The sequence below is a fragment of the Blautia sp. Marseille-P3201T genome, assembly GCF_900120295.1.
Taxonomy (GTDB): domain Bacteria; phylum Bacillota; class Clostridia; order Lachnospirales; family Lachnospiraceae; genus Blautia.
Genome location: NZ_LT635464.1, coordinates 1 through 20,950, shown reverse-complemented (window position 1 = coordinate 20,950; position 20,950 = coordinate 1). Strand labels below are relative to the sequence as shown.

The 20,950-nt window shown below is 36.8% G+C and carries 19 protein-coding genes; all 19 read right to left on the bottom strand.

Going from position 1 to position 20,950, the window contains the following annotated elements; genetic code table 11:
* Positions 1-3: 3 nt before the first annotated feature.
* Entirely contained in the window at positions 4-1,380 is a 1,377-nt protein-coding gene (locus tag BQ7352_RS00440) for an MATE family efflux transporter (protein WP_072445964.1), read from the bottom strand.
* A 116-nt stretch (positions 1,381-1,496) separates the two neighbouring features.
* A complete protein-coding gene (locus BQ7352_RS00435; RefSeq protein WP_072445962.1) occupies positions 1,497-3,116 on the bottom strand; it encodes a phosphotransferase in 1,620 nt (539 codons plus the stop codon).
* Positions 3,117-3,220: 104 nt separating this feature from the next.
* Positions 3,221-3,823 carry a hypothetical protein gene (locus tag BQ7352_RS00430; RefSeq protein WP_072445960.1) on the bottom strand — a complete coding sequence of 201 codons (603 nt, stop codon included), beginning with the start codon at positions 3,821-3,823 and terminating at the stop codon, positions 3,221-3,223.
* A 16-nt stretch (positions 3,824-3,839) separates the two neighbouring features.
* Positions 3,840-4,100 carry a helix-turn-helix domain-containing protein gene (locus tag BQ7352_RS00425; RefSeq protein ID WP_072445958.1) on the bottom strand — a complete coding sequence of 87 codons (261 nt, stop codon included), beginning with the start codon at positions 4,098-4,100 and terminating at the stop codon, positions 3,840-3,842.
* A 103-nt stretch (positions 4,101-4,203) separates the two neighbouring features.
* Positions 4,204-6,042 (bottom strand): glutamine--fructose-6-phosphate transaminase (isomerizing), encoded by a 1,839-nt coding sequence (gene glmS, locus BQ7352_RS00420; RefSeq protein WP_072445956.1) that lies wholly within the window; start codon positions 6,040-6,042, stop codon positions 4,204-4,206.
* Between the two features lie 241 nt (positions 6,043-6,283).
* A complete protein-coding gene (locus tag BQ7352_RS00415; RefSeq protein WP_072445954.1) occupies positions 6,284-6,964 on the bottom strand; it encodes a GntR family transcriptional regulator in 681 nt (226 codons plus the stop codon).
* Between the two features lie 190 nt (positions 6,965-7,154).
* The gene (locus BQ7352_RS00410) at positions 7,155-8,423 is read right to left on the bottom strand and encodes a TRAP transporter large permease (protein WP_072445952.1); all 1,269 of its coding nucleotides are present in this window, start codon (positions 8,421-8,423) and stop codon (positions 7,155-7,157) included.
* The gene (locus tag BQ7352_RS00405) at positions 8,420-8,941 is read right to left on the bottom strand and encodes a TRAP transporter small permease (RefSeq protein WP_072445950.1); all 522 of its coding nucleotides are present in this window, start codon (positions 8,939-8,941) and stop codon (positions 8,420-8,422) included. Before BQ7352_RS00405 ends, BQ7352_RS00410 begins: the two co-directional genes overlap by 4 nt.
* 14 nt (positions 8,942-8,955) lie before the next feature.
* On the bottom strand, positions 8,956-9,975 hold the full coding sequence (locus BQ7352_RS00400; RefSeq protein ID WP_072445948.1) for a TRAP transporter substrate-binding protein: 1,020 nt from the start codon (positions 9,973-9,975) through the stop codon (positions 8,956-8,958).
* Positions 9,976-10,009: 34 nt separating this feature from the next.
* Positions 10,010-10,414, bottom strand: coding sequence for an aconitase X swivel domain-containing protein (locus BQ7352_RS00395; protein ID WP_072445946.1), 405 nt, complete (start codon positions 10,412-10,414; stop codon positions 10,010-10,012).
* Positions 10,415-11,623 carry an aconitase X catalytic domain-containing protein gene (locus BQ7352_RS00390; RefSeq protein WP_072445944.1) on the bottom strand — a complete coding sequence of 403 codons (1,209 nt, stop codon included), beginning with the start codon at positions 11,621-11,623 and terminating at the stop codon, positions 10,415-10,417. It lies immediately after the preceding gene.
* Entirely contained in the window at positions 11,620-12,870 is a 1,251-nt protein-coding gene (locus tag BQ7352_RS00385) for a nickel pincer cofactor-dependent isomerase, group 22 (protein WP_242948489.1), read from the bottom strand. The genes BQ7352_RS00390 and BQ7352_RS00385 overlap by 4 nt, the downstream gene beginning before the upstream one ends.
* A 164-nt stretch (positions 12,871-13,034) precedes the next feature.
* Positions 13,035-14,564 carry a BCCT family transporter gene (locus BQ7352_RS00380; RefSeq protein ID WP_072445942.1) on the bottom strand — a complete coding sequence of 510 codons (1,530 nt, stop codon included), beginning with the start codon at positions 14,562-14,564 and terminating at the stop codon, positions 13,035-13,037.
* Entirely contained in the window at positions 14,551-15,285 is a 735-nt protein-coding gene (locus tag BQ7352_RS00375) for an NTP transferase domain-containing protein (RefSeq protein ID WP_072446006.1), read from the bottom strand. Before BQ7352_RS00375 ends, BQ7352_RS00380 begins: the two co-directional genes overlap by 14 nt.
* Positions 15,278-17,041, bottom strand: a complete 1,764-nt coding sequence (locus BQ7352_RS00370) for a phosphotransferase (protein WP_072445940.1) — start codon at positions 17,039-17,041, stop codon at positions 15,278-15,280. Before BQ7352_RS00370 ends, BQ7352_RS00375 begins: the two co-directional genes overlap by 8 nt.
* Positions 17,042-17,237: 196 nt before the next feature.
* Positions 17,238-17,618: a helix-turn-helix transcriptional regulator gene (locus BQ7352_RS14695; protein ID WP_242948488.1), complete on the bottom strand. Its 381-nt coding sequence runs from the start codon at positions 17,616-17,618 to the stop codon at positions 17,238-17,240.
* 56 nt (positions 17,619-17,674) lie between these two features.
* Entirely contained in the window at positions 17,675-18,337 is a 663-nt protein-coding gene (locus BQ7352_RS00360; protein ID WP_072445938.1) for a hypothetical protein, read from the bottom strand.
* A gap of 142 nt (positions 18,338-18,479) precedes the next feature.
* Entirely contained in the window at positions 18,480-19,928 is a 1,449-nt protein-coding gene (locus BQ7352_RS00355; protein WP_072445936.1) for an LCP family protein, read from the bottom strand.
* Positions 19,929-20,144: 216 nt separating this feature from the next.
* Complete coding sequence (locus tag BQ7352_RS00350) at positions 20,145-20,780, bottom strand: hypothetical protein (protein ID WP_072445934.1); 636 nt, start codon at positions 20,778-20,780, stop codon at positions 20,145-20,147.
* Between the last annotated feature and the right edge of the window lie 170 nt (positions 20,781-20,950).

The window sequence follows — 20,950 nt, the reverse complement described above, 5'->3', positions numbered from 1 at the left end:
ATTTTATCCGACAATCACTTTTTGTTTCTCTATTCGCTTAAACAGTCTTGCCAACACAACAACCGCCGCTGCTGCCAATACTATTTCTGCTACAAATTGAGCATAAGTCAATCCATATAAAGGGAATAGATAATTCAAAATATACAGCGCCGGAATTTCCAAAACGATTTTTCTCATAATAGCAAAAATAAGAGCTTCTCTCCCCATTCCCACTGATTGAAACACACCTACCGCCAGAAAATCCATACATAAAAACGGCAATCCCAGACAAAATCCTCTCAAAAATTTCGTTCCATAAGAAACAATCACTTCATTTGACATAAACAATTCTGTCAGCTGTGCAGAACTCAGGTAATACAGAGCTGCCACTATTGTAATAAATCCTAAGCTTGCCCTTGATGCAAATACCAGTGTCCCCTTCATTCTCTTATGATTACCACTGGAATATGTATAACTGATTAAAGGCATAATTCCCTGTGATATTCCCATTGCAATATTCATTGGAACCATATTAATTTTCTGTGTAATTCCCATTGCCGCAACTGCATCTGCTCCAAAAGAAGAGGTAAAATTATTCAAAATCGTCATTCCCGTAACATTTAAGAGATTTTGAATTGAAGCCGGAATTCCCACTGCACAAATTCCATATATAATACTTCTGTCTGCGGAAAGGCGCTTGGGATTAATACACACAAATGTATTTTTTCTCTTTTTATAAATCAACACAAAGAAATACATACAGGCAATACAATTAGACAAAAACGTAGCAAGTCCTGCCCCCTCCGCTCCCATATCCAGTCCCCATGGAAGTATAAAAATCGGATCCAGAATAATATTCAAAAAGCAGCCACTCATTGTCCCAATACTTGCATGCAAAGCAGCACCCTCTGCTCTTACCATATATGCCATGACCACATTTAAAATAGCTGGTACTGCACCATAAATGGAAGTCCATTTCACATATTCGCCTGTAGCTGCCATAGTTTCCGCATTCGCTCCCAGCATATGGAGCAATGGTACATGAAAGACAAAACACGCCAACGCAAACAACGCTCCTGATACGACTGCACAATAAAAGCCCAGCGCAGAACTTTTATACACTGTTTCATAATCTTTTCTCCCCAGCGCCCGGCTCATCATGCTGGAACTTCCCACACCAAAAAGGTTATTCACTGCATTAAATGCCAAAAGTACCGGCGCCGCCAAAGTAACTGCCGCATTTTGAATTGGATCATTGCACATCCCCACAAAATAGGTATCTGCCAGATTATAAAGCACCATAACAAGAGAACTGAGAATTGTGGGTACTGCCAGCTTTGCAACTGCCTTTGGAATTGGTGTCTGCTCAAACAAAATGATTTTATCTGTATTTTCTGACAATGAATTTCTCCTCCTTCTTAATAATCATTCACAGAAGGGGATGTCGCTTTAAACATATCCTTAAATATGTACTTAATGCGACATCCCCTATAACTATTCTATCTGAAATTCATATTTTAGCAGTACTGACGAACAATTTCCTGCATTCTCTCAAATTGCTGCTCCATCTCATCAACCAGACGGAACTGTGTACGGGCACGTACCAGATTATGCTCTGGATAAGCTGTCTTAAAGTAAGTATCTCCTTCCAGATAATCTGTCAGGAAACGCATACCACACTCTAAAGTCATTAAACGCGCTCCCCAAGGAAGACTTTCAATTTCTTCAGGAGTAAGCACGCCCTCTGTAGCTTCCAGATACCCTTTTACATACAATTCATATAAAGAAATATCAAAATGCATCAAATCCAGATTTCTTTCATCCTCTTCTGCTGTTGCAGCGCCAAAACGAATAGAATCACCAAAATCATTCGCTGCTAATCCCGGCATAATCGTATCTAAATCAATAATACAAAGCCCTCTTCCTGTCTCTGCATCAAATAAAATATTATTTAACTTTGTATCATTATGTGTTACTCGTAAAGGAAGTTTTCCTTCTTCCTGCTGCTTCACCAATACAGCACAATCCGCTTCTCTGTCCAATGCAAATTTAATTTCTTGACGGCAGGTAATCGCTCTGTTTTTAATATCACGCTTTACTGCGCGCTGGAAGTTTGCAAAACGTTTCACTGTATTATGAAAATCAGGAATTGTTTCATTTAAACTGGCAGCCGGATAATTACCAAGCTGTTTCAGAAAATGTCCGAAGCTGTTTCCTGACTGATAGAACTGCTCAGGTTCTTCCACCAGCTGATAACAAACAGAATTTGGAATATAATTGTAGCATCTCCATGGCTGTTCTTCACTGTCCTCAAAGAAGGTACGACCATCTTTTGTCTTAATACAAGACAAAGTTTCTCTATCCGGATCTCCTCCTTCTTCTCTGATTACATTTCGAAGATATTCTGTGACTCCAAAGATGTTTTCCATAACACCGGCAGGATCTTTAAATACATTATTATTTACTCTCTGAAGGATATATGCAAATTCATCTCCTGCCTCAGTAGGCATATAAACAGCATAAGTTTCATTAATATGACCTTCACCAAAAGGTTTCACGTAGCTGCACTGGTTACCAAATCCAAAAGCATACAACGCATCTTCCAGATTTCTGCTTGTAACACCATCAATCTTCCTTCTTGTGGAAAATACAACTTCCCCGGCTTCTACCTTACGCTTAACATCAATATTACAATTGGCTTTTACAACACTGCCCAATCCAATATGAGCTCCCTTTGCAACATGAGAGTCGTGGTCTACCACAGCGCCGCTGTTTACAAGAACACCATGCTCAATTACAGTATGCGTGTTGACAACTGCACGCTGCATAATAAAGCTTCCGCTTCCAATCTGCGCGCTGGGGCTGACTACTGCTGACGGATGAATAATTGCCGGTACCTTATATCCTGCTTCCATAAGTTTCTCTGTCCAATAAAGACGCATGCCATTATCTCCAAGAGCTGCAACCGCAGTATCATACTCTCCCAAAAGTGCCTGATAATCACAGCATTTTCCTACTACATTGTCGCATTTAGCTGCATCGTCCAAAAATACCACCTTTGCATATCCCAAAAGTCTGGCTGTTTCCTGAATCATCTGACCAAAGCCGCCTGCTCCTAAAATCAATAAACTTTTCATTCTCTTTCGTGTGAAGCACAAAAGCTTCTCGTTCTCCTTTCACGAATAATATTTAGTAACATTATACCATTATATTAATATTCGTCAACGGGAGCTTAGAAATTTCATATTGCCAGCTCTCCTTTAAAAAGCTTAAATAACCTCTGTGCTTTTTCCACGTATTTTATCATTTGCTTCTGTTTTTCTTCCTGTGAAATATCTTCCGGAAATCCCAGTCTCAAAATCTCCGTATAAGCATTCAGAAACTCATTCCAGTCTGTTCTCCTGACATTCAAAACACCTCTTACTCCCGCAACTGCAAAAGCATAACGTTCCTCGTGCCTGTAAGCCCATATCCGATAATCTATGCGTACGAAAGCAAAAGAATCCACAGCTATTGCATATCCTTTTAAAGTTTTCTCCTCTTGCCGTTCCAAATTATCAAATTCCTTTATATGCTTTTCCATAAGCGCAGTTATACCTGCAACGCTCACTTCCGCTACCGGAGAGCAAAAAATCCCCTGAATGACTCCTTTTATACTTTCCTTCATACTTAAATCTGCTTTTTCTGAATTGCATTGGGAAATAACATCAGAAGCATATATAATTGGGAATTTAGACTCGCTCATAAACTCCCCTTCTAATATTTGCTTTCTTAACTCTTGTTTCAGCCACTCCTCCTTTGTCCTGCAAAACTTGGAAAAGTTGTTCTTGTTTATTTCTGGCATCCTTATCCTCCATTGGTTAAATCTGCGTTTCTTCTTCAAAGTCTCCTCTCATTTCACTAAATTCCTCTGTATCAAAAAAGTCTCTTAATGAAATGTCAAACCCCTCACAAAGTTTATGAATAGTAAATATTCCCGGATTTTTTGTTGAGCCATTTACAATGTGCAGCAACGTAGTAAGGGGAACTGCAGATTTATAGGATAATGCATAATAGGTTATCCCTTGTTCCTTACACAGATTATTAATACGATCTGCCAATATCTTTCGTGAACGAATCATAAATAGTACCTCCATTTTTGGTACTATCAGTGTACTACTTATTATTTTCCAATTACTACCATATATAACACTACTGCCTTATTTGATAGTACACTTTCCATCTCTATTCTACCGTAACACTCTTTGCAAGATTTCTTGGTTTATCAACATCCAAGCCCTTAGCAACTGAAATATAATATGCCAGCAACTGCAGTGGAACAACAGCCAGACTGGTAGTAAAAACATCCTGTGTTTTAGGCACATACACAGTAAAATCTGCAATATCTTCTATGGAATAATTCCCATAAGACGTCAGCCCTAATACACACGCGCCACGGCTTCGTACTTCAACTAAATTGCTGACTTCTTTCTCAAATAAATCTGGTTGTGTCGCTGCGCCAACTACCAGAACTCCTTCTTCAATAAGAGAAATCGTGCCATGTTTTAATTCCCCTGCCGCATAAGCTTCCGAATGAATATAAGATATTTCTTTTAGCTTCAAAGAACCTTCTAAAGAAATTGCATAGTCCAGACCTCTTCCAATAAAGAACACATCTTTTGTATGCGAATACTTATTAGCCAGCCACTGTATCCTCTCTTTTTCATCTAAAATTTTCTGAATTTTCTCAGGCAGTCTTCCCAGTTCATGAATATATTCTTTATACTCTTTATCCTTAATCGTGCCCCTTACTTTTCCAAAAAGTAATCCAATGAGATAAACTGCTGCCAGCTGAGTACTGTACGCTTTTGTAGTGGCCACAGAAATTTCCGGTCCTGCCCATGTATAAAAAACACTGTCCGCTTCTCGTGCAATAGAACTTCCTACTACATTTACAATCCCCAGCACTTTATAGCCCTTTTTCTTAGACTCCCTTAAAGCTGCCAGCGAATCTGCCGTTTCACCTGACTGACTCACCACAATCACCAATGTATTCTCTGTCATAAGAGGGTTCCTGTATCGAAACTCTGATGCCAGATCCACGTCTACCGGTATTTTTGCCAGCTTTTCCAACACATATTTTGCACATACACATACATGATATGCAGAACCACAGGCTACCATCTGAATACGACTGACTTTCTTAATATCCTCATCTGTCATCTCCAATTCATCAATTACAATTTTTCCATTCTTAATTCTGGGACTGATGGTATCCGCCACCGCTTTTGGCTGCTCATAGATTTCCTTCAACATAAAATGCTCAAATCCCTCTTTTTCCGCCGCCTTTGCATCCCACTCCACGGTTTTGAACTCTTTCTGCAGTTCTTCCTGGTCAATATCATAAAACCGAATACCATCTGCCTTAATTTCAGCAATTTCTCTGTCATCAATATAACATACTGTCTTTGTATATTTTAAAATCGCAGGAACATCAGATGCAATAAAATTTCCCTGAGAAGATTTTCCAACGATTAAAGGACTATCCTTTCTCACCGCATACATAACTTCCGGATTTTCCTGAAAAAGAATACCCAGGGCATAGGAACCTCTCACTCTTCCTAATACCTTTGTAATTGCCTCCAAGCAATTCCCTTTATAATAATAATCCAAAAGATGAGCAATTACTTCTGTGTCTGTTTCTGACACAAATTCATAACCCTTTTTCTGCAAATATTCCTTTATCTCCTTGTAATTTTCAATAATCCCATTATGTACTACTGCAATTTTTTTATCCTTTGATACATGAGGGTGCGCATTAATCACTGATGGTTCACCATGCGTAGCCCAGCGGGTATGACCAATTCCACAATACCCTTTTACCGCTTTTCCATTATCTGTCATCTCACGAAGCGCCTGTAAACGACCTTTCGCCTTGATGATTTCAATTTCTTTTTTGTCGCGGCTATTATCCAGCACTGCAATACCCGCAGAATCATATCCTCTATACTCCAGCTTGGAAAGCCCCTCTATCAAAATAGATGCCGCATTTTCTTTTCCCACATATCCCACAATTCCACACATATTTTATACCTCCTGTTTTTGCACAATCGTTTTCTTTTTTTGCATTTTCGTCTAATTATAACAGATTTCTTTCCATTTTTTAATATTTTCTTGCGTATTTTCTCATTTTTTCCATACCTTACAAAAAAACCTTCTTTTTTATCCGTTTTTTCTTATAATATTTACGATGAATAACTTATTCATAGAAAAAGACGAAAGCATCCATCACTTTCGTCTTCTTACTCTTCTTATTATTTTTTCTTTATAACCTTGCATGTTCTTTAATAATATTCAAAGACCAATAAAGATGCTCTTTCAAATGCTCCTTAAACACTTCTACATTTCGTTCCTCCATGTACTTCAATAATTTCAAATGCTGCTTTGTACTCTCTTCTAAATCCAAAGAAACCTTATAAGACATGGCTCTATATCTTCCCACATTGAAATCAATTCTTTCCATAAGCATCTTAACATATTCATTGTCAGATTTCTTTACAATCAAATCATGAATTTGCCCATCAATAGCTGTAAATTCTTCTTTTTCTATTATCTCACCTCTATGATGTCGCTCCAATAAATTTAAAAAATTATCTTTAACTTCCTGTATCTCCTGATCTGAAATATTATAAATTGCTGTTTCAGATGCAATTAATTCCATTGCTTCTCTTACTTCAAAAACATCTTCGATATCCTTCAAAGTAAGCATCTTAACAATTGTCCCATATCCCTGCCTTGATATCAAAATTCCATCTGCTTCTAACCGACGAATTGCCTCTCTTATAGGAGTACGACTCATATTCAGATATTCAGCCAACTGATTTTCACTGACGATTTCCCCTGGTTCAATTTCTTCATTTAAAATCAATTCTTTAATTTCTTCAAATGCCACATCCGTGAGGCTTTTTTTCTTAGTTTTTAATTTCAAATTTTTAAATTCCTTCACTTCAATTACCTCAATTAATATAATACTTTAAGTATAATACAAACCATCCTACAGTGGCAACTAAAGAAATGAATTTAAACAAACATATATTAAGAAAAAAGGGCTGTCGCATTAAGTGCATAACATTTCCTGAATATTTAAAGCGGCAGCCTCCTTTTCTCAGTGAATAATTTATTCACTTCTATAAATATTAAATAAAGAGGGTCGTAAAATATGGTATGTAAGTAATTAACAATAAAACAATCAAAAGTCCAATTAAAGGTTTTATTATATTTTTTGTCAAATCCTCTATAGAAACTTTCGATATGGAACTGGCCACAAATAAGTTAATGCCATATGGCGGTGAACAGAAACCTATCGCTAAATTCATTGTTAACATAATACCAAAGGTTACCGGACTCATACCAAATGAGGTACATATCGGTAATAAAATCGGAGTTAAAATAATAGTAGCCGGAATATTATCCACAAACATTCCAATAACTAACAATAACAAATTAATTATCAGCAAAATCAAGAATTTATTACTGGTTAATCCTGTAATTCCTTCTGCAATCATATTAGGAATTTGTGCAATGGTAAGGAATGCCGCAAACACTGTTGAAAATCCTACCATAAACGTCGTAGAACCATTTACCACAACAGCATCTTTAAAGGCTTTATATGCTCCTTTAAAATTCAGTTCTTTATAAACAAATGTTCCTATTATAAAAGAATATACTACAGAAACCACCGCCGCTTCAGTAGGAGTAAAAAAGCCTGAATAAATCCCACCTAAAATAATCACCGGGGATAAAATAGCCCATATAGCATCCTTAAAAGCTTTTCCAATTTCCTTCCAGGAAGAACGACTTCCTTTTCCTCTATAACCATTTTTCTTAGAAACCAAATAACACACTACAATTAATGCCAAGCCCATCATAATACCAGGAAGAAATCCTGCTGTAAATAAATCTGTAATTGATGTGCCAGAAACAACGCCATAAATAACAAACGGAATACTCGGCGGTATTACCACCCCAATTGTTCCCGCTGCTGCAGTTAATGCAGCGCTAAACTTCTTATCATATCCGTGTTCCACCATTTCAGGGATCATAAATGCACCGACAGCGGATACTGTTGCTACTGCTGAACCCGAAATAGCAGCAAAAAACATACATACCACAACTGTTACAATGCCCAGTCCTCCCGTCACATGTCCAATCAGCGAATCGAAAAAGTTTACAAGTCGTTTTGCAATTCCTCCACCACTCATTAAATTTCCTGCCAGCATAAAGAAAGGAATTGCCAGAAGCGGAAAAGAGTCTATACCAGTAATGACTTTTTGTGCAATAATTTCCAACGGAATATCTGAAAAGAAATAAATACCTGCCAGACTGGATATTCCTATAGCATAGCCAATAGGTACACTTAACAATAATAATATAAGAAAAGTTCCAAATAATACTACGGCACTCATAAATCATCACCTCCAGCCTCTTTATTCATAATTAAATTCATTTTTTCCTTCAGTTTAGGAATTAGTCGGATACAAACCAAGGCTGATGATATAGGAAAGACCACATATACAAATGCCATAGGAAGTCCAAGTCCTGAAGAAGTCACATTTCTAGATACAATAGAAGAAACTAATTTTGCACCATTAAAAATTAAAAAGAATGAAAACAAAAACCATATACTATCTGCTAAAAAATCAATGATTGCCTGACCCCTTTTGTTTTTAATAATGCTGTAAATTAAAGTAACTTTAATATGTTCATCCTCTTTAAAAGCAATACTTACTCCCAGCCAGGTCTGCCAAATAAAGAGATATCTGGCTAATTCTTCCGACCAGGAAAGCGAATTTTTAAAAACAGTACGCATTACTACTTGCAAAAATACCAGGAGGACACTAAAAACCAAACTTCCAACTAGCAGATATTCTTCTAAATGATTATATCCATACACTATTTTTCCAAGAAATCCTTTATCTTTCAATTTACTCCCTCCTGTCATTGATATTTTTCCAAAGTTTCAAAAATTTCTTCTCCAAACTTTTCTTCGTACTTTTCATACATAGGTTCCAGTTCCTGTCTAAACTTTATTTTTTGTTCATCTGTCAATTTATTAACCTGCATTCCTTCTTCTTCTAGTTTCTTGACATATTCCTCTGTATCCTCCAATTCCATTTTCCTTTGATAATCCACAAATTCCTGTGCCGCATCCTGAACGATTTCCTGCTGTTCTTTTGTCAAGCTGTCGTAAAAATCTTTATTCATAATAAATCCCAGAAAGTTATTCACGTGTTCTGTGAGACTAAGGTATTTTTGTACCTCCTGAAATTTACTTGCATAAATTAAGGACGGTGGATTTTCCTGTCCATCTACGGTATGTTGCTGCAATCCGGTAAAAAGTTCATTAAAACTCATCGGCGTTGCACTGGCACCTAAAGTTTCAAAAAAATCTATAAATACCTCGTTTTCCATAACTCGCATTTTAAGCCCTTTTAAATCTTCCGGTGTTTCAATTGGATGCGAACTATTAGTCATACTCCTAAGTCCGTTATAAGAATATCCTAATCCATGAATTCCTACTTTTTCTAATTTTTCATTAAAATAATCACCTAAATCCCCATCCATGGCCTCAAAAGCTTTTTCCGGACTATTAAACAAATACGGCATATCCATAATTCCAAAGTCATCTGAGTAACTAACTAACACAGAAGTTGACGGAAGCGCTGCCTCCAAAGTTCCCATTGCAACAGATTCTGTCAACTCCGAATCGCCTCCCAATACACTATTTGCATATATTTGTACGGAAATAGATCCCTTTGACTTTTCTTCAACCGGTTTTTTAAAATGCTCTACCAATGCCCGATGTGTAGATCTGTCTTCTGCCTCTACATGCCCTATATTAATAGTAACAACATCTTTTCCATTGCTTCCTTTGCTACCCAGATTTCTTCCACATCCTGTAGTCGTCAACATTATAATTACTGCAAATCCTACAATCCCAATTTTCTTCAGACTCATCTGCATTCCTCCTCCAACAGACTTTCAAACAGAATTATAATATTTCTATTACCTGATTATTAGCATCAATGCGAATTATATCTCCGTTCTTTACTTCTTTATAAAACTCCGGATCCACTTTATCCACCATGGGAACTTCCATGATAATTGCACTGGAAACCAACACTGTTTCCGGATATTCTATTACCATAGCAGCCGGCATGTTTTTTCTCATTTTAAGCTGATATAATCCATCTGCCTGTACCACTGAGCTTCCCTTTCCTCCCGGGAAAATCAAAACCTTATTCGCAATACTCTTTCCTTCTAAATCATGCGCTTTTTCTATAATTACTCCTGTCTCTGGATTTACTAAATAAAACATAATATTATCTTTTGATACAATTGCCTGAGCTTCTATACACCCTTCTGATATTTTATGACATTTAAATTTTTTTCCCATTTATTTTACCTCCCCTGTTAATGCAGCTTCTATACAAGTATCTAAATCTCTAATAACAAAATGAATTCCTCTTCTCTGCGGATAATAAGCACATTTTGGTGACTCTGTAATTCCAATTTTACCTTCTAAATGTCTCCAACAAGGCTGGTCTGGACATGTGTCTGGGATAACAAATCCTCCCGCATTACTGATAATTTCATCTAATCCCATACGAACAGCCATTTCTTTCACATGGCTGGAAACTAAAATCCACATCTCCTTTTCGAGTTTTTTTCCTTCTATTTTTGAAGCAATATATTTTACTTCTTCTAATGTAAAGTGAGGACATCCAAACATTGCAAAATCAATTTTTCTGTTTCCTTCTTCTGAAATTTCTTTCAAAATATCTTCTTTATCTTTATTCGTAAGAACTACTTTTCTCTTTGGTTCTTTTCCTCCAAAAGCGGTCTCCAAATCAGGTGCTTCCGGAGTAACCCCTAAAATATGGTACATGCCATATGCACCGGATGTATTTAACTGCGCCCCTAAGTTTCTTAAAGCTTCTTTCGTAATAGTCTCTTTAGGAAAGCCTGTAAATACCGGAATTCCCTCTCCTATTTTCTTTCCAAGCATTCCAATAATATGATAATCATACGCTGTCTTTACATCTGCCTGAACTTCTACCAAAATATCGCCTTTCCTGTTTTCATCTAACAACAGACCATATTCCGGCACATATCCTGTAATTGCCGCACAAAGAGCACTATTTGCTCCCTCTCGGTTTGTTCTTGCTCCCCAAACAGCATTCGCATATGGAGTTGCGCTGGATTCAGAAAAAGCAATAACTTCTTTAAAATTAGGAACATTTGTATCAATATACGGGGTACAATTATAAGTAAGCTGAGCTCCTATGGCCTTATAAGCATTGTGTGTTCTTTGCATTAAATCCGCGTATTCCGGAGCTACCATGTCTCTTTTTTTAAAAAAATCCAAACAAAATCCCGGATTTACTGTTGGTGTTACTCTGCACTTTGCTCCCTCACTTAACAACTTTTCACAAAACCATAAATCAGCCTCCTGGTTAGAAAGTGCTACATGTGCCCGAGTAATTGGAACCATTCTTTCTGCGTCAAAAGATTCTCCAATCGCCACTTGAATTTTCATGGCATATGCTGTTCCTTTTCCATATTTTCCATCCAACATATCTTTCTGTTCCTGTGTCAATTTCATAATTTTATTTCCTCCTCTTCAATTTCTATTTTGGGGTTATTCCGAATATCTTCCAGTACTCTTTTTGAAACCCATATTTTATCCAGCGAAAGCGTGTTTTTAATTTCTACAATTTTTAAGTTTTCTTTGTCTGCACCTCTTATACATCTTATGGCAGCTCTGACGGCCTCCTCTTTGTCAACTGCAATCATAGGAATTTTCGCATCTTCTATACACTTACAGGCAAGTGCGTTTGCGTACATTGCCTCATAATCCAATTGTTTAAACACTTCTTTTGTAATCACATCAAATAACCCCATACCTATACCATTTCCATGAGATTCGTGGGTAAGGTTTAGCAAGACCATTTTCTTAATATTAGGTATAGGTAGAGAATATTCTTTTAAAACAGAACTGCGTCCTAATATATTAGGATCATATCCAGCTCCGGAAATATTCTTTCCTATTTCGTCTACAATCAGAACATCAATATCCGGCACCATAAGTCTTGGCATTTTACCTTTTGCAACCTTCACCAGCTCTTTCTCACGCTCAATAAGATTTTCAGAAGGAACCGCTTCCACATGAAAAGTTCTGTCATATGCATTTTCTATAATACCCAAGCCAAAAATTACCGGATATTTATCCAAAATCAGTTTAGCTGCTCCCTCTATAATTTCTGCAAAATTTTCCGGATCTTCCTCATGTATAGAAGAACAACCTTTTTGATTTCCCAATCCAATTACTAACATTTTGCAGAGCCCGCTCTGAAGTTCTCCTGTAAAATCCGTATGTAATTTAATCCGATTTACCACAATAATTGCATCCGCTTTTGCAGCAGCACGATCAAAATATACCTTCTGTCCACCTGGTAATTCGCCTGCCTCTTCTACATCCGTAGTCGTGATTACCGGAACTCCCATGCTTTCTTGTGTAATACCATATCCCGCAAGCACTGCTCTTTGTCCATCTTCTTTTCCACCACCATGACTTCCCATTGCAGACACAATATAAGGACTCGCCCCACGGCTCTTCACCATTTGTATCAAAATCCTAACGATCTCTTTTAAGTTCTGAATTCCTCTGCTTCCAACAGCAATAGCAACCATATCCCCCGGATGTATCTTTTGGACAATTTCTTCTTTTCTCAACTCAGCTTTTGTACTGTTTTCTACATCTTTTATTTCCAGATCGTCAAAAATTTGCTTAACCGCAATTAAATTCGGAAGCGGATATTCATAATCTTCCTCCAGCAAAATAGCCATCATTTATTCCCCCTTTTCTTTATTGCTTCCGTTTGTATATTTATATTATACAACTTGTATACATATAGTCAATACATTTTTTATTTTTACAACACAAAATTTCATATAAGCGAAAAAAATCCCCTCACTTTTTTACAAAGTGAAGGGATTATCTCCTTATATACTTTCTATTTCTCTCTCTTATTCTCTTTCAAATATTTTCCCGCATCTTTTATAAAACTAGCTGCAATCATTACAATTACAATTCCTATAGGAAATGCCGCTACAATACTTACAGACTGAAGATTACTCATGGAACTTTCCGAAAATACCAGTCCGATAGGAAGTACAATTAATAAAATACACCACATTAACTGTATCATCCTGCTTGGATTTTCATTTTCTCCCAGCTTTCTATAGCTATAGCAGGAAGCTGTCAGCGCTATAGAGTCAAAAGAAGTCGCATAAAATGCAATCATAGTAACTAACAATAATACTAAAATCAGCGGTGCACATGGAAGTGTTTTAATTACAGAAATAATCATTCCATATACATCTCCGTCAGCCTGATACTGTGCAACAAAGTCTGCTGCCCCTGATGTCTGCAATCCCATGGAATAATTCCCTAAAATCACGAAGCTCACCAGTGTAGAGCCAACTCCAAATCCATATCCTCCCAAAATCGTCTGGCGAATGGTTCTTCCTCTGGAAATACTTCCGATAAAAAATGGAGCTGCAACACACCATACCATCCAATATGCCCAGTAATATATGGTCCAATTTTGTGGGAAAGAAGTGGTTCTTTGAGGGTCTGTAAATGTAGACAGCTCCACAAATTCTCCAATCATCTTTCCGAAAGAAGCAAATCCTGATTCAATAATATATTTTGTTTCCCCACCAAATAAAAGGACAAACAGCAGCAAACCGAAAAACAGATAAATACATGCTTTCGCCAGAAAACTAATTCCCTTAAATCCATGTAAAAGAGAATAAGTATAAACAAGGCAGGTCAACAACAGAATAATAATGGTAATTACGGTACGACTGATTTCAACATGAAACAATTCGCTTACTACTTCTGCCATTAAAGGAGTTGCAACACTGAAAGTCGTTGCTGTTCCTGCCAGAAGAGCAAATACAGCCAATAAATCAATAATTTTCCCTGCAAATCCGTCTGTATGTTTACCCAATAAAGGGCGACATGCTTCCGAATATTTCTGACGGTCTCTTTTCCTTACGTGGAGCATAAACCCAAATGCCGCTGCCAAAACAAGGTAAAATCCCCATGGAATAAAGCTCCAGTGGAACATCGGGAACACTCCTGCCCACTCCTGCATACTTCCCAGTTCTGCAATGTGGGGATCAGATGCATACATCACCCATTCAGAAAAAGAATAGAACAAAATATCTGCTGCAAGTCCACAGGTAAACATCATGCTTCCCCATGCAAAAAAGGAATATTTCGGCTTCTCATCCTGACCTCCCAGTACAATATCACCATACTTAGACATTGCTATATAAATGGAAAGTAAGAATACGCCAAGACCAATAATTAAATAATAAGTGCCAAATGTATCACCAAAGAAAAAACGAATTTGACTCAATACCGCATTAGACTGTTCTGGCATGAGAAAAAACAACACACTTAAAGCTACTACAATCCCAAGAGGAACCAGAGTAATCATCCAGTCAATTTGTTTTTTACTATCTTTCTTCATCTGCGTTTCCTCCTAAATATTTCGCATAACTACTGTCTAATTGAACAAGCTCTGACAGATTATCTACCTCTATGATGTCACCTGCCTGCATTTTTCGAATTCCCAACTGATATTCCTGCGGATGACAGAACATGGCAACATCATCCCAGTATATCTGGCGATTTTCTTTTTCTTCAAACTCTTCTTCCAGATGCTTTTTCAGCTTCCTTCCGTCTTCTGCATTCCAACGGGAAATGCTGAAAAGCTGCCAGCCTGCTTTTCCTCCGGTTCTGCTGCAGGATTTCACAATTCCATTCTCCACAGTCATCAGCCATTCGTCTGTTTCCTTATCTGTCCAGACTGCATTATAGCCGGAACGCTCAAATTCCGGTGCCAGAATAGACGAATTATAAATAATCTGGTCTCCATCCAGAATAATCGCATCTTCCAGATAATCTCTTGCCGCATACAGAGAAGAAATATTATTATAAATATCGTAATAAGGATTTTCAATCAGCTTCACCTGTGGATAATCTTGCTCTAAAACCGCAAATTTCTCTTTTAAATATCCCACAACTACATAAATTTCCGAAATTTCATTTTCCAGAAGTCCCTGAATAACTGTATCAATCATTCGCACTCCATTTACTCTTACAAGAGGCTTAGGTGTTTCTAATGTCACCGGCTGCATCCTCTTTCCAATCCCTGCTGCCATAATAATTGCACGCTTTACTTTATACATTTTTTCCATTTCCTTCCCTGCTAAGTTCTTCTTTTACGATCTTATAATAATCCTTGGCATATCGATACTGTTTTAAAGAATACTCGCCAAATTCCACACCACAGATACTCTTGTATTCACACCAGTTGCTCCACAAAAATCCACACACAGCAATGTAGGCATAAATCTTTATCCTAACCCCTCTGTCACAAGCACCGTCAAAATAATAGTCAATCAGCTTTTCTACCTGTTCTCTGTCATACATAGCATAAATTGCAAACATGGCAATATCCACATGCACATCCTGCATCCCTGCATATTCCCAGTCAATCAAACGAATTTCATCACCGGTAAACAGGAAATTATCCGGAACTGCATCAATGTGTGTAAGAGCAATATCTTTAGGAGCTTTATCAATATATGTCTTTAACTCATATACTTTTCTTTTTGTTTCTTCATAATCGCGATACATGGATTTTGCACCATTTCGCAGGGCTTCATAGTATTCTATCTGTCCAAATATATCAAATTCATGGTCTACCTGAAGTCTGCATTCATGGAACTTGCGAAGTTTTTTCATACACTGTTGTACATCTTCTTCTGCATAAGGATCGCATACTCTGGCATTATCTAAAAATCTTGTAATTTTATATCCCGTTTCAGGAGACATATAACAAACCGGATCACAAATATTCTGCCCTTCCAATGCCTGATAGACATTGTATTCATTCTTACGGTTAATCATCTTATCTGTTCCCTCTCCCGGAACACGCATAATATAGCGTTCTCCCCGACAGCTAAATTCAAAGGAACGGTTTGTCATGCCCTTTTTCAAAGCCTTTATCTCTACAATTTCCTTTGTATCACAGGAAAGCACATCAGAAATCAGGGAAATAATATCAGAATTCAACTGATTAGAGTCTTCGTCTAATTCTCTCAATTCTTCCAAAGTATTAATTTCATATACCAGATTTTGAGAAACCTCACGAGGCTTCAAAATCATTTTGCCATCCTTCATTGCCGCTTCTTCCCAGAATGCATAGGAATATTCTCTTTCTTTTGAAAGACGCAGAATATTTTCTTTTAAAATCTCCGCATCTTTCTTCAAAATATAAGAAATACCAAACATCTGATTTCCCGGTTCCTCTTTCTTCGTCTCGACAATCTCTTTTTTGCGGTTAATTCTTACATTACTTTCCTCAACCTCTCTGTCGCTTAGCATATACCAGGAATACCATTCCTTACTGGAAAAAGGATTTTCAAAACACCACAAATCACAAGGCAAAATATAAGTATTCCCGATTTTATCCATAACCTTTTTCAGAGAAAAAAGATTATTCTTTGTCATATAATCTTTGTTATACACCAAATTCACATCATATTTATCAATTAAATACTCATACTGCTCCTTCATAAACCCTACAACAATATCAATTCTAAAAATCCCAGCCTCGTGTAATTGCTTAATCAGTCTTTCAATCAGCGGCTCTCCCTTAATCTCCAAAATTCCCTTTGGAACTTCCACATTAATCGGTACCATTCTCATTCCAAATCCCGCTGCAAGAATAATTGCATTTTCCGGCTTCTTTTCTTCTAATTCCTCATATACCTTTGGGGTACACTGCATCTTTTCATCTAAATAACCAAGTTCTGTCAGTTTCTTCAAGGAACTGTTAACCTTACCCAAAGAATATCCTGTTATCTCTGATAGAATTCTCTGGTTCACATATTCCTGTTCCATCATGCAGTTCATCAAATCATATTCTTGTATGTTCATGTTCTCTCTCCTTTTTATTTTTATGAACATAATGGTATCATAGCACCTTTTATGGAAAGAAGCAAGAAGTATTTTTTCCTTCTTGTATCTTACCAACATACTCCTCTTTCAAATCCTCCAGCTTGATTACCTGCTCTCCACGAAATATGATTGTATTGAACAAATCTGCAAAGTGCTCATTTATCACATATTCAACTCACATCATAATATTTCTAAATTCTTCTGTATCAAAGAAGCTCCTTAATGAAATATCCAGTCCTCTGCAAATTTTATCAATTATAAATATACCTGGACTTTTTATAGAACCATCTACAATTTGTAATACTACCTCAAGAGGTACATCAGACTTAGCTGATAATTCTTCATATGTAAGCTCTCTTTCTTTACACAGTTCATTTACACGCTTTGCTAATATTTTCCGTGCATCAATTATAGATAACATCTCCGTTTTTCCTTCCATTAATGTACTGCTAGTATTAGAAGAATTCCCACTAAATTTTTTATTGATTTGAAACAAACACATAAAAGCTACTCCAAAATATATTCCGACAAAGAATGTGATAATATATGAAATCATTCTTTTTCAATACCTCCATCACTCTATTTCCTAAAGTATATCCGGAAATTTGCAAATTATCCCCCTAACACACCTAAGCGTATAAAAATCGGATACAAGTAAGATGCCCCAAAAGTACCTAAATCTTTCGCTTTTCTGATTTCCTCTGCTTCTCTCATCTTCTGATATGCCAGCACCACTGTAGATCTGGTAACAGACTTCTTTTTCCGATCTATAAAAATTTCATTTCCCTTTACCTGATATTTAAACTTCAAACCCTTGTGTTCTGTCCGAAAAGGATAGTCTGTAAAAGCTTCTATAGCATCCCATAATAATTCCAGATTAGATGGAGCCTCCCTTAATCTAATAACAGCTAATTTTCTCTGTCTATATCTTCTTGAACGCTCCGCGTCAAGACTTAGTTCCCTGGCATTATAAATTCCTTTTTTATATGGAAGATACGAATGTACAGAAGCTCTGCTCAGTCCCATCTTATCCACAATCTCCGTTATTGTCTTTCCCTGCTCTTTTAACTCCTGAATTTGAACAGAAGCATCTGTAGAATACACTCCGGCTGTTATCAATAGCTTCCTCGCTTTCAACAAAGTAATATCAAACTCCGCTGCCACATCACGAAGAGACACCTCCGGCGACTCCTCATAATACTCTACTATGTCCTTTAAAAAATCATCCATAATTATCTTTGCATTGTAGTCTGGTTTTTTTCTTGGTCTTGCCATCTTTACTCTTCCTTATACACATTTTATTTTCATGTTAATCTAATCATTACTATAAAATACCAACCAGGCCTCTCCAATCGAAACCATAAACTGCTTTCCCGGAGTTGCCTGGTTCGTAAATAAACCTGCTCAGCACTTACTTTTATTCTTCTGTAATACCTTCTTTTACTTGATTCATCTTCTCAATAGCTGTATTCACTGTATTCATATCTGGAATCATAACATAGGCCGCCATACTCATTGAATATGGCACTTTCGTTGCACCACTGCCATCTACACTGTAGCTTTCTACAGACCAGTCTCCGCCATCACTTAACTGCTGGCGTATAAGACCGGCAATGACATCGTATGGAACATTTGTCTCGAAACTTCCTACAAGACTTTCCATGGTCTGTGAATAATTCTTTAAAAGAGCTGGGCTCATGGCTTTGTTAATTACCCCTTCGATAACATGTAACTGGTTCTTGCCACGCTGTCTGTCACCTTCTGAAAACGCATATCTTTCACGAGCAAATGCCAGTGCCTGTGCGCCATTTACCTGATTTTCACCCTTTACATATGAATATCCATCTACATTCTGTGAATCAAAGGTATAGTCTGATACGATTGTAATACCACCAAGTGAATCAATAATTTTTTCAAATCCTCCAAAATTCACACGGAAGTAGTAATCAATATCTGTCTGATACAACATTGCCAATGTATCTTTGCTGACATCAATTCCATAAATTCCCGCATGTGTCAACTTATCAGGAACCCCATTAGAAATTGACAATGGTACAAAATAATCTCGTGGAGTAGAAACTAACAACACTTGATGTGTTTCTGTATTCACTGTAGCCACGATGTTAACATCACTACGACTATTTGCTACAAGACCTTCACGAGAATCAATTCCACTAATATAAACAGAAAATGTTTTTGGAATTTCTGAGCTTGCCACTGGTTCCTCCACAGAGTCTACCTTTTTCTCAATTTCTTCCACATGAATCTGCTTCATCTGAGCCTTCACAGTTTCATAATCTTCTCGACTCTCAAGCAAGCTCATAAATCCTGTGTTCAGAATAATAGCATCAACTTCTTGATCTTTTTCCAAACCATCTACTAACGCAGATACATCTGTATAGTTTTTTGTCTCAATATTTCCAACAACTTCACTCATCTGTTCCATAGCTGTATCTGTATTCTCTCTATCTAATACCTCTAATACACCGTATGTATATCCCTTTGTATCTTCCAACGTTTCTGCTTTGTCTGACTCACGAACATATACTGCAATTCCAGATTTCTCCACTGCTGGTTTTGTAATATCAGATAATGTATCGATACCCTTCTTCAAGTAACTGCCACCAACGATATAACAGATTGTCGTCAGCACAATCACCACAACGCCAATTACAAAACGAACCTTTTTCTTAAAATTCATTGTAAGTAAATATACAATAAGCGTAAGTACAAGTATTCCTACACCAATCAGTAAAAATAACTTATTTGGGATCATCTTCGTTGAAAATAAAAATATCATAAATACAGCGGATATGATTATCTCTAACAACACAGCTATGATTCCTGGTATTCTCTTTTTCTTCATCTCTTGTCCTTTCTATTAAACTAATAACACAAGTTCCTATAATCAATTTTTAATTTTAGCACTTGATATTTCCAAATGCAATAGAAATTATGTCCTTTGCTTCTTTACAGTTGAAATCACGCATAAAACTTCACTACTATGAAATTTGGCTCGTTTCACACCAGATCCTCGATCTGAATGTTAATAGTTTCTGTACCTCTTTCAAAGGCATATCCGTCAAAACAATATTCCATAATCACAATACTCTTTCGCTACTTGTTCCAATGACCTCTCATTTCCACTCACAAGTATTGGTGCTTTTACATCTCTTATTTCTAAACAATGTTCAGTATTACTATTTACTTCAAAATACACTAATGGCAAGTCTTGATAATATTGATGTCCAAAAATATCTTTATAAGAAAACCGAATTAAACAAAACTCATTCGTATTTGTATAATCACCATTATCAAAAATCAATCTATACTTTTCATCCTCTACCAATCTTCTCAAATCTGGATTGAAAAAAATCCCTTTTTTCATCTCTTTACCATTTATAAGGCAACCTTCTATAGTAAAATCAAATACGCATACATTATTTAGAATAGAAATTTCAATCATTTTACACTTCTTTTGTTCAATAAACTCAAATCCCGATGTAAATAGTTCACCATTTAAACGCGATAACGTTGCATCAAACATTGGTTCCTCTTCATCCATGTTATGCATATCAATAATACAAAATTTCAACACTGGCATAAATTCTAAGCGTTTATCTTCTTTATTTTCCTCTTCTTGCTTATATATGGTCACAAGAACACCCGCCATAGTAAACCAACCACCCAATGCCGCTCCAATAAGTCCCATCCACATTTCTCGACTCCCTGGAGCATGGATATCCATTTTTTCAAATCCATGTTGTGATATAACATAGTTGTAACATCTCGACCTAATAAGATATAATCTTAGGAGGAAACGAGGTATGTTACAGATGAGTCAATACTATGAACCAGAATTCAAGAAGAAGATAGTCCGTCTTCATC

Excerpts from the sequence above, each read along its gene's own strand:
- BQ7352_RS00435 (WP_072445962.1), bottom strand. The coding sequence starts at position 3,116 with ATGAAAAGTTTATTGATTTTAGGAGCAGGCGGCTTTGGTCAGATGATT.
- BQ7352_RS00430 (WP_072445960.1), bottom strand. The coding sequence starts at position 3,823 with ATGCCAGAAATAAACAAGAACAACTTTTCCAAGTTTTGCAGGACAAAG.
- BQ7352_RS00425 (WP_072445958.1), bottom strand. The coding sequence starts at position 4,100 with ATGATTCGTTCACGAAAGATATTGGCAGATCGTATTAATAATCTGTGT.
- glmS (WP_072445956.1), bottom strand. The coding sequence starts at position 6,042 with ATGTGTGGAATTGTGGGATATGTGGGAAAAGAAAATGCGGCATCTATT.
- BQ7352_RS00410 (WP_072445952.1), bottom strand. The coding sequence starts at position 8,423 with ATGAGTGCCGTAGTATTATTTGGAACTTTTCTTATATTATTATTGTTA.
- BQ7352_RS00400 (WP_072445948.1), bottom strand. The coding sequence starts at position 9,975 with ATGAGTCTGAAGAAAATTGGGATTGTAGGATTTGCAGTAATTATAATG.
- BQ7352_RS00395 (WP_072445946.1), bottom strand. The coding sequence starts at position 10,414 with ATGGGAAAAAAATTTAAATGTCATAAAATATCAGAAGGGTGTATAGAA.
- BQ7352_RS00390 (WP_072445944.1), bottom strand. The coding sequence starts at position 11,623 with ATGAAATTGACACAGGAACAGAAAGATATGTTGGATGGAAAATATGGA.
- BQ7352_RS00385 (WP_242948489.1), bottom strand. The coding sequence starts at position 12,870 with ATGATGGCTATTTTGCTGGAGGAAGATTATGAATATCCGCTTCCGAAT.
- BQ7352_RS00380 (WP_072445942.1), bottom strand. The coding sequence starts at position 14,564 with ATGAAGAAAGATAGTAAAAAACAAATTGACTGGATGATTACTCTGGTT.
- BQ7352_RS00375 (WP_072446006.1), bottom strand. The coding sequence starts at position 15,285 with ATGTATAAAGTAAAGCGTGCAATTATTATGGCAGCAGGGATTGGAAAG.
- BQ7352_RS00370 (WP_072445940.1), bottom strand. The coding sequence starts at position 17,041 with ATGAACATACAAGAATATGATTTGATGAACTGCATGATGGAACAGGAA.
- BQ7352_RS14695 (WP_242948488.1), bottom strand. The coding sequence starts at position 17,618 with ATGATTTCATATATTATCACATTCTTTGTCGGAATATATTTTGGAGTA.
- BQ7352_RS00360 (WP_072445938.1), bottom strand. The coding sequence starts at position 18,337 with ATGGCAAGACCAAGAAAAAAACCAGACTACAATGCAAAGATAATTATG.
- BQ7352_RS00355 (WP_072445936.1), bottom strand. The coding sequence starts at position 19,928 with ATGAAGAAAAAGAGAATACCAGGAATCATAGCTGTGTTGTTAGAGATA.
- BQ7352_RS00350 (WP_072445934.1), bottom strand. The coding sequence starts at position 20,780 with ATGTGGATGGGACTTATTGGAGCGGCATTGGGTGGTTGGTTTACTATG.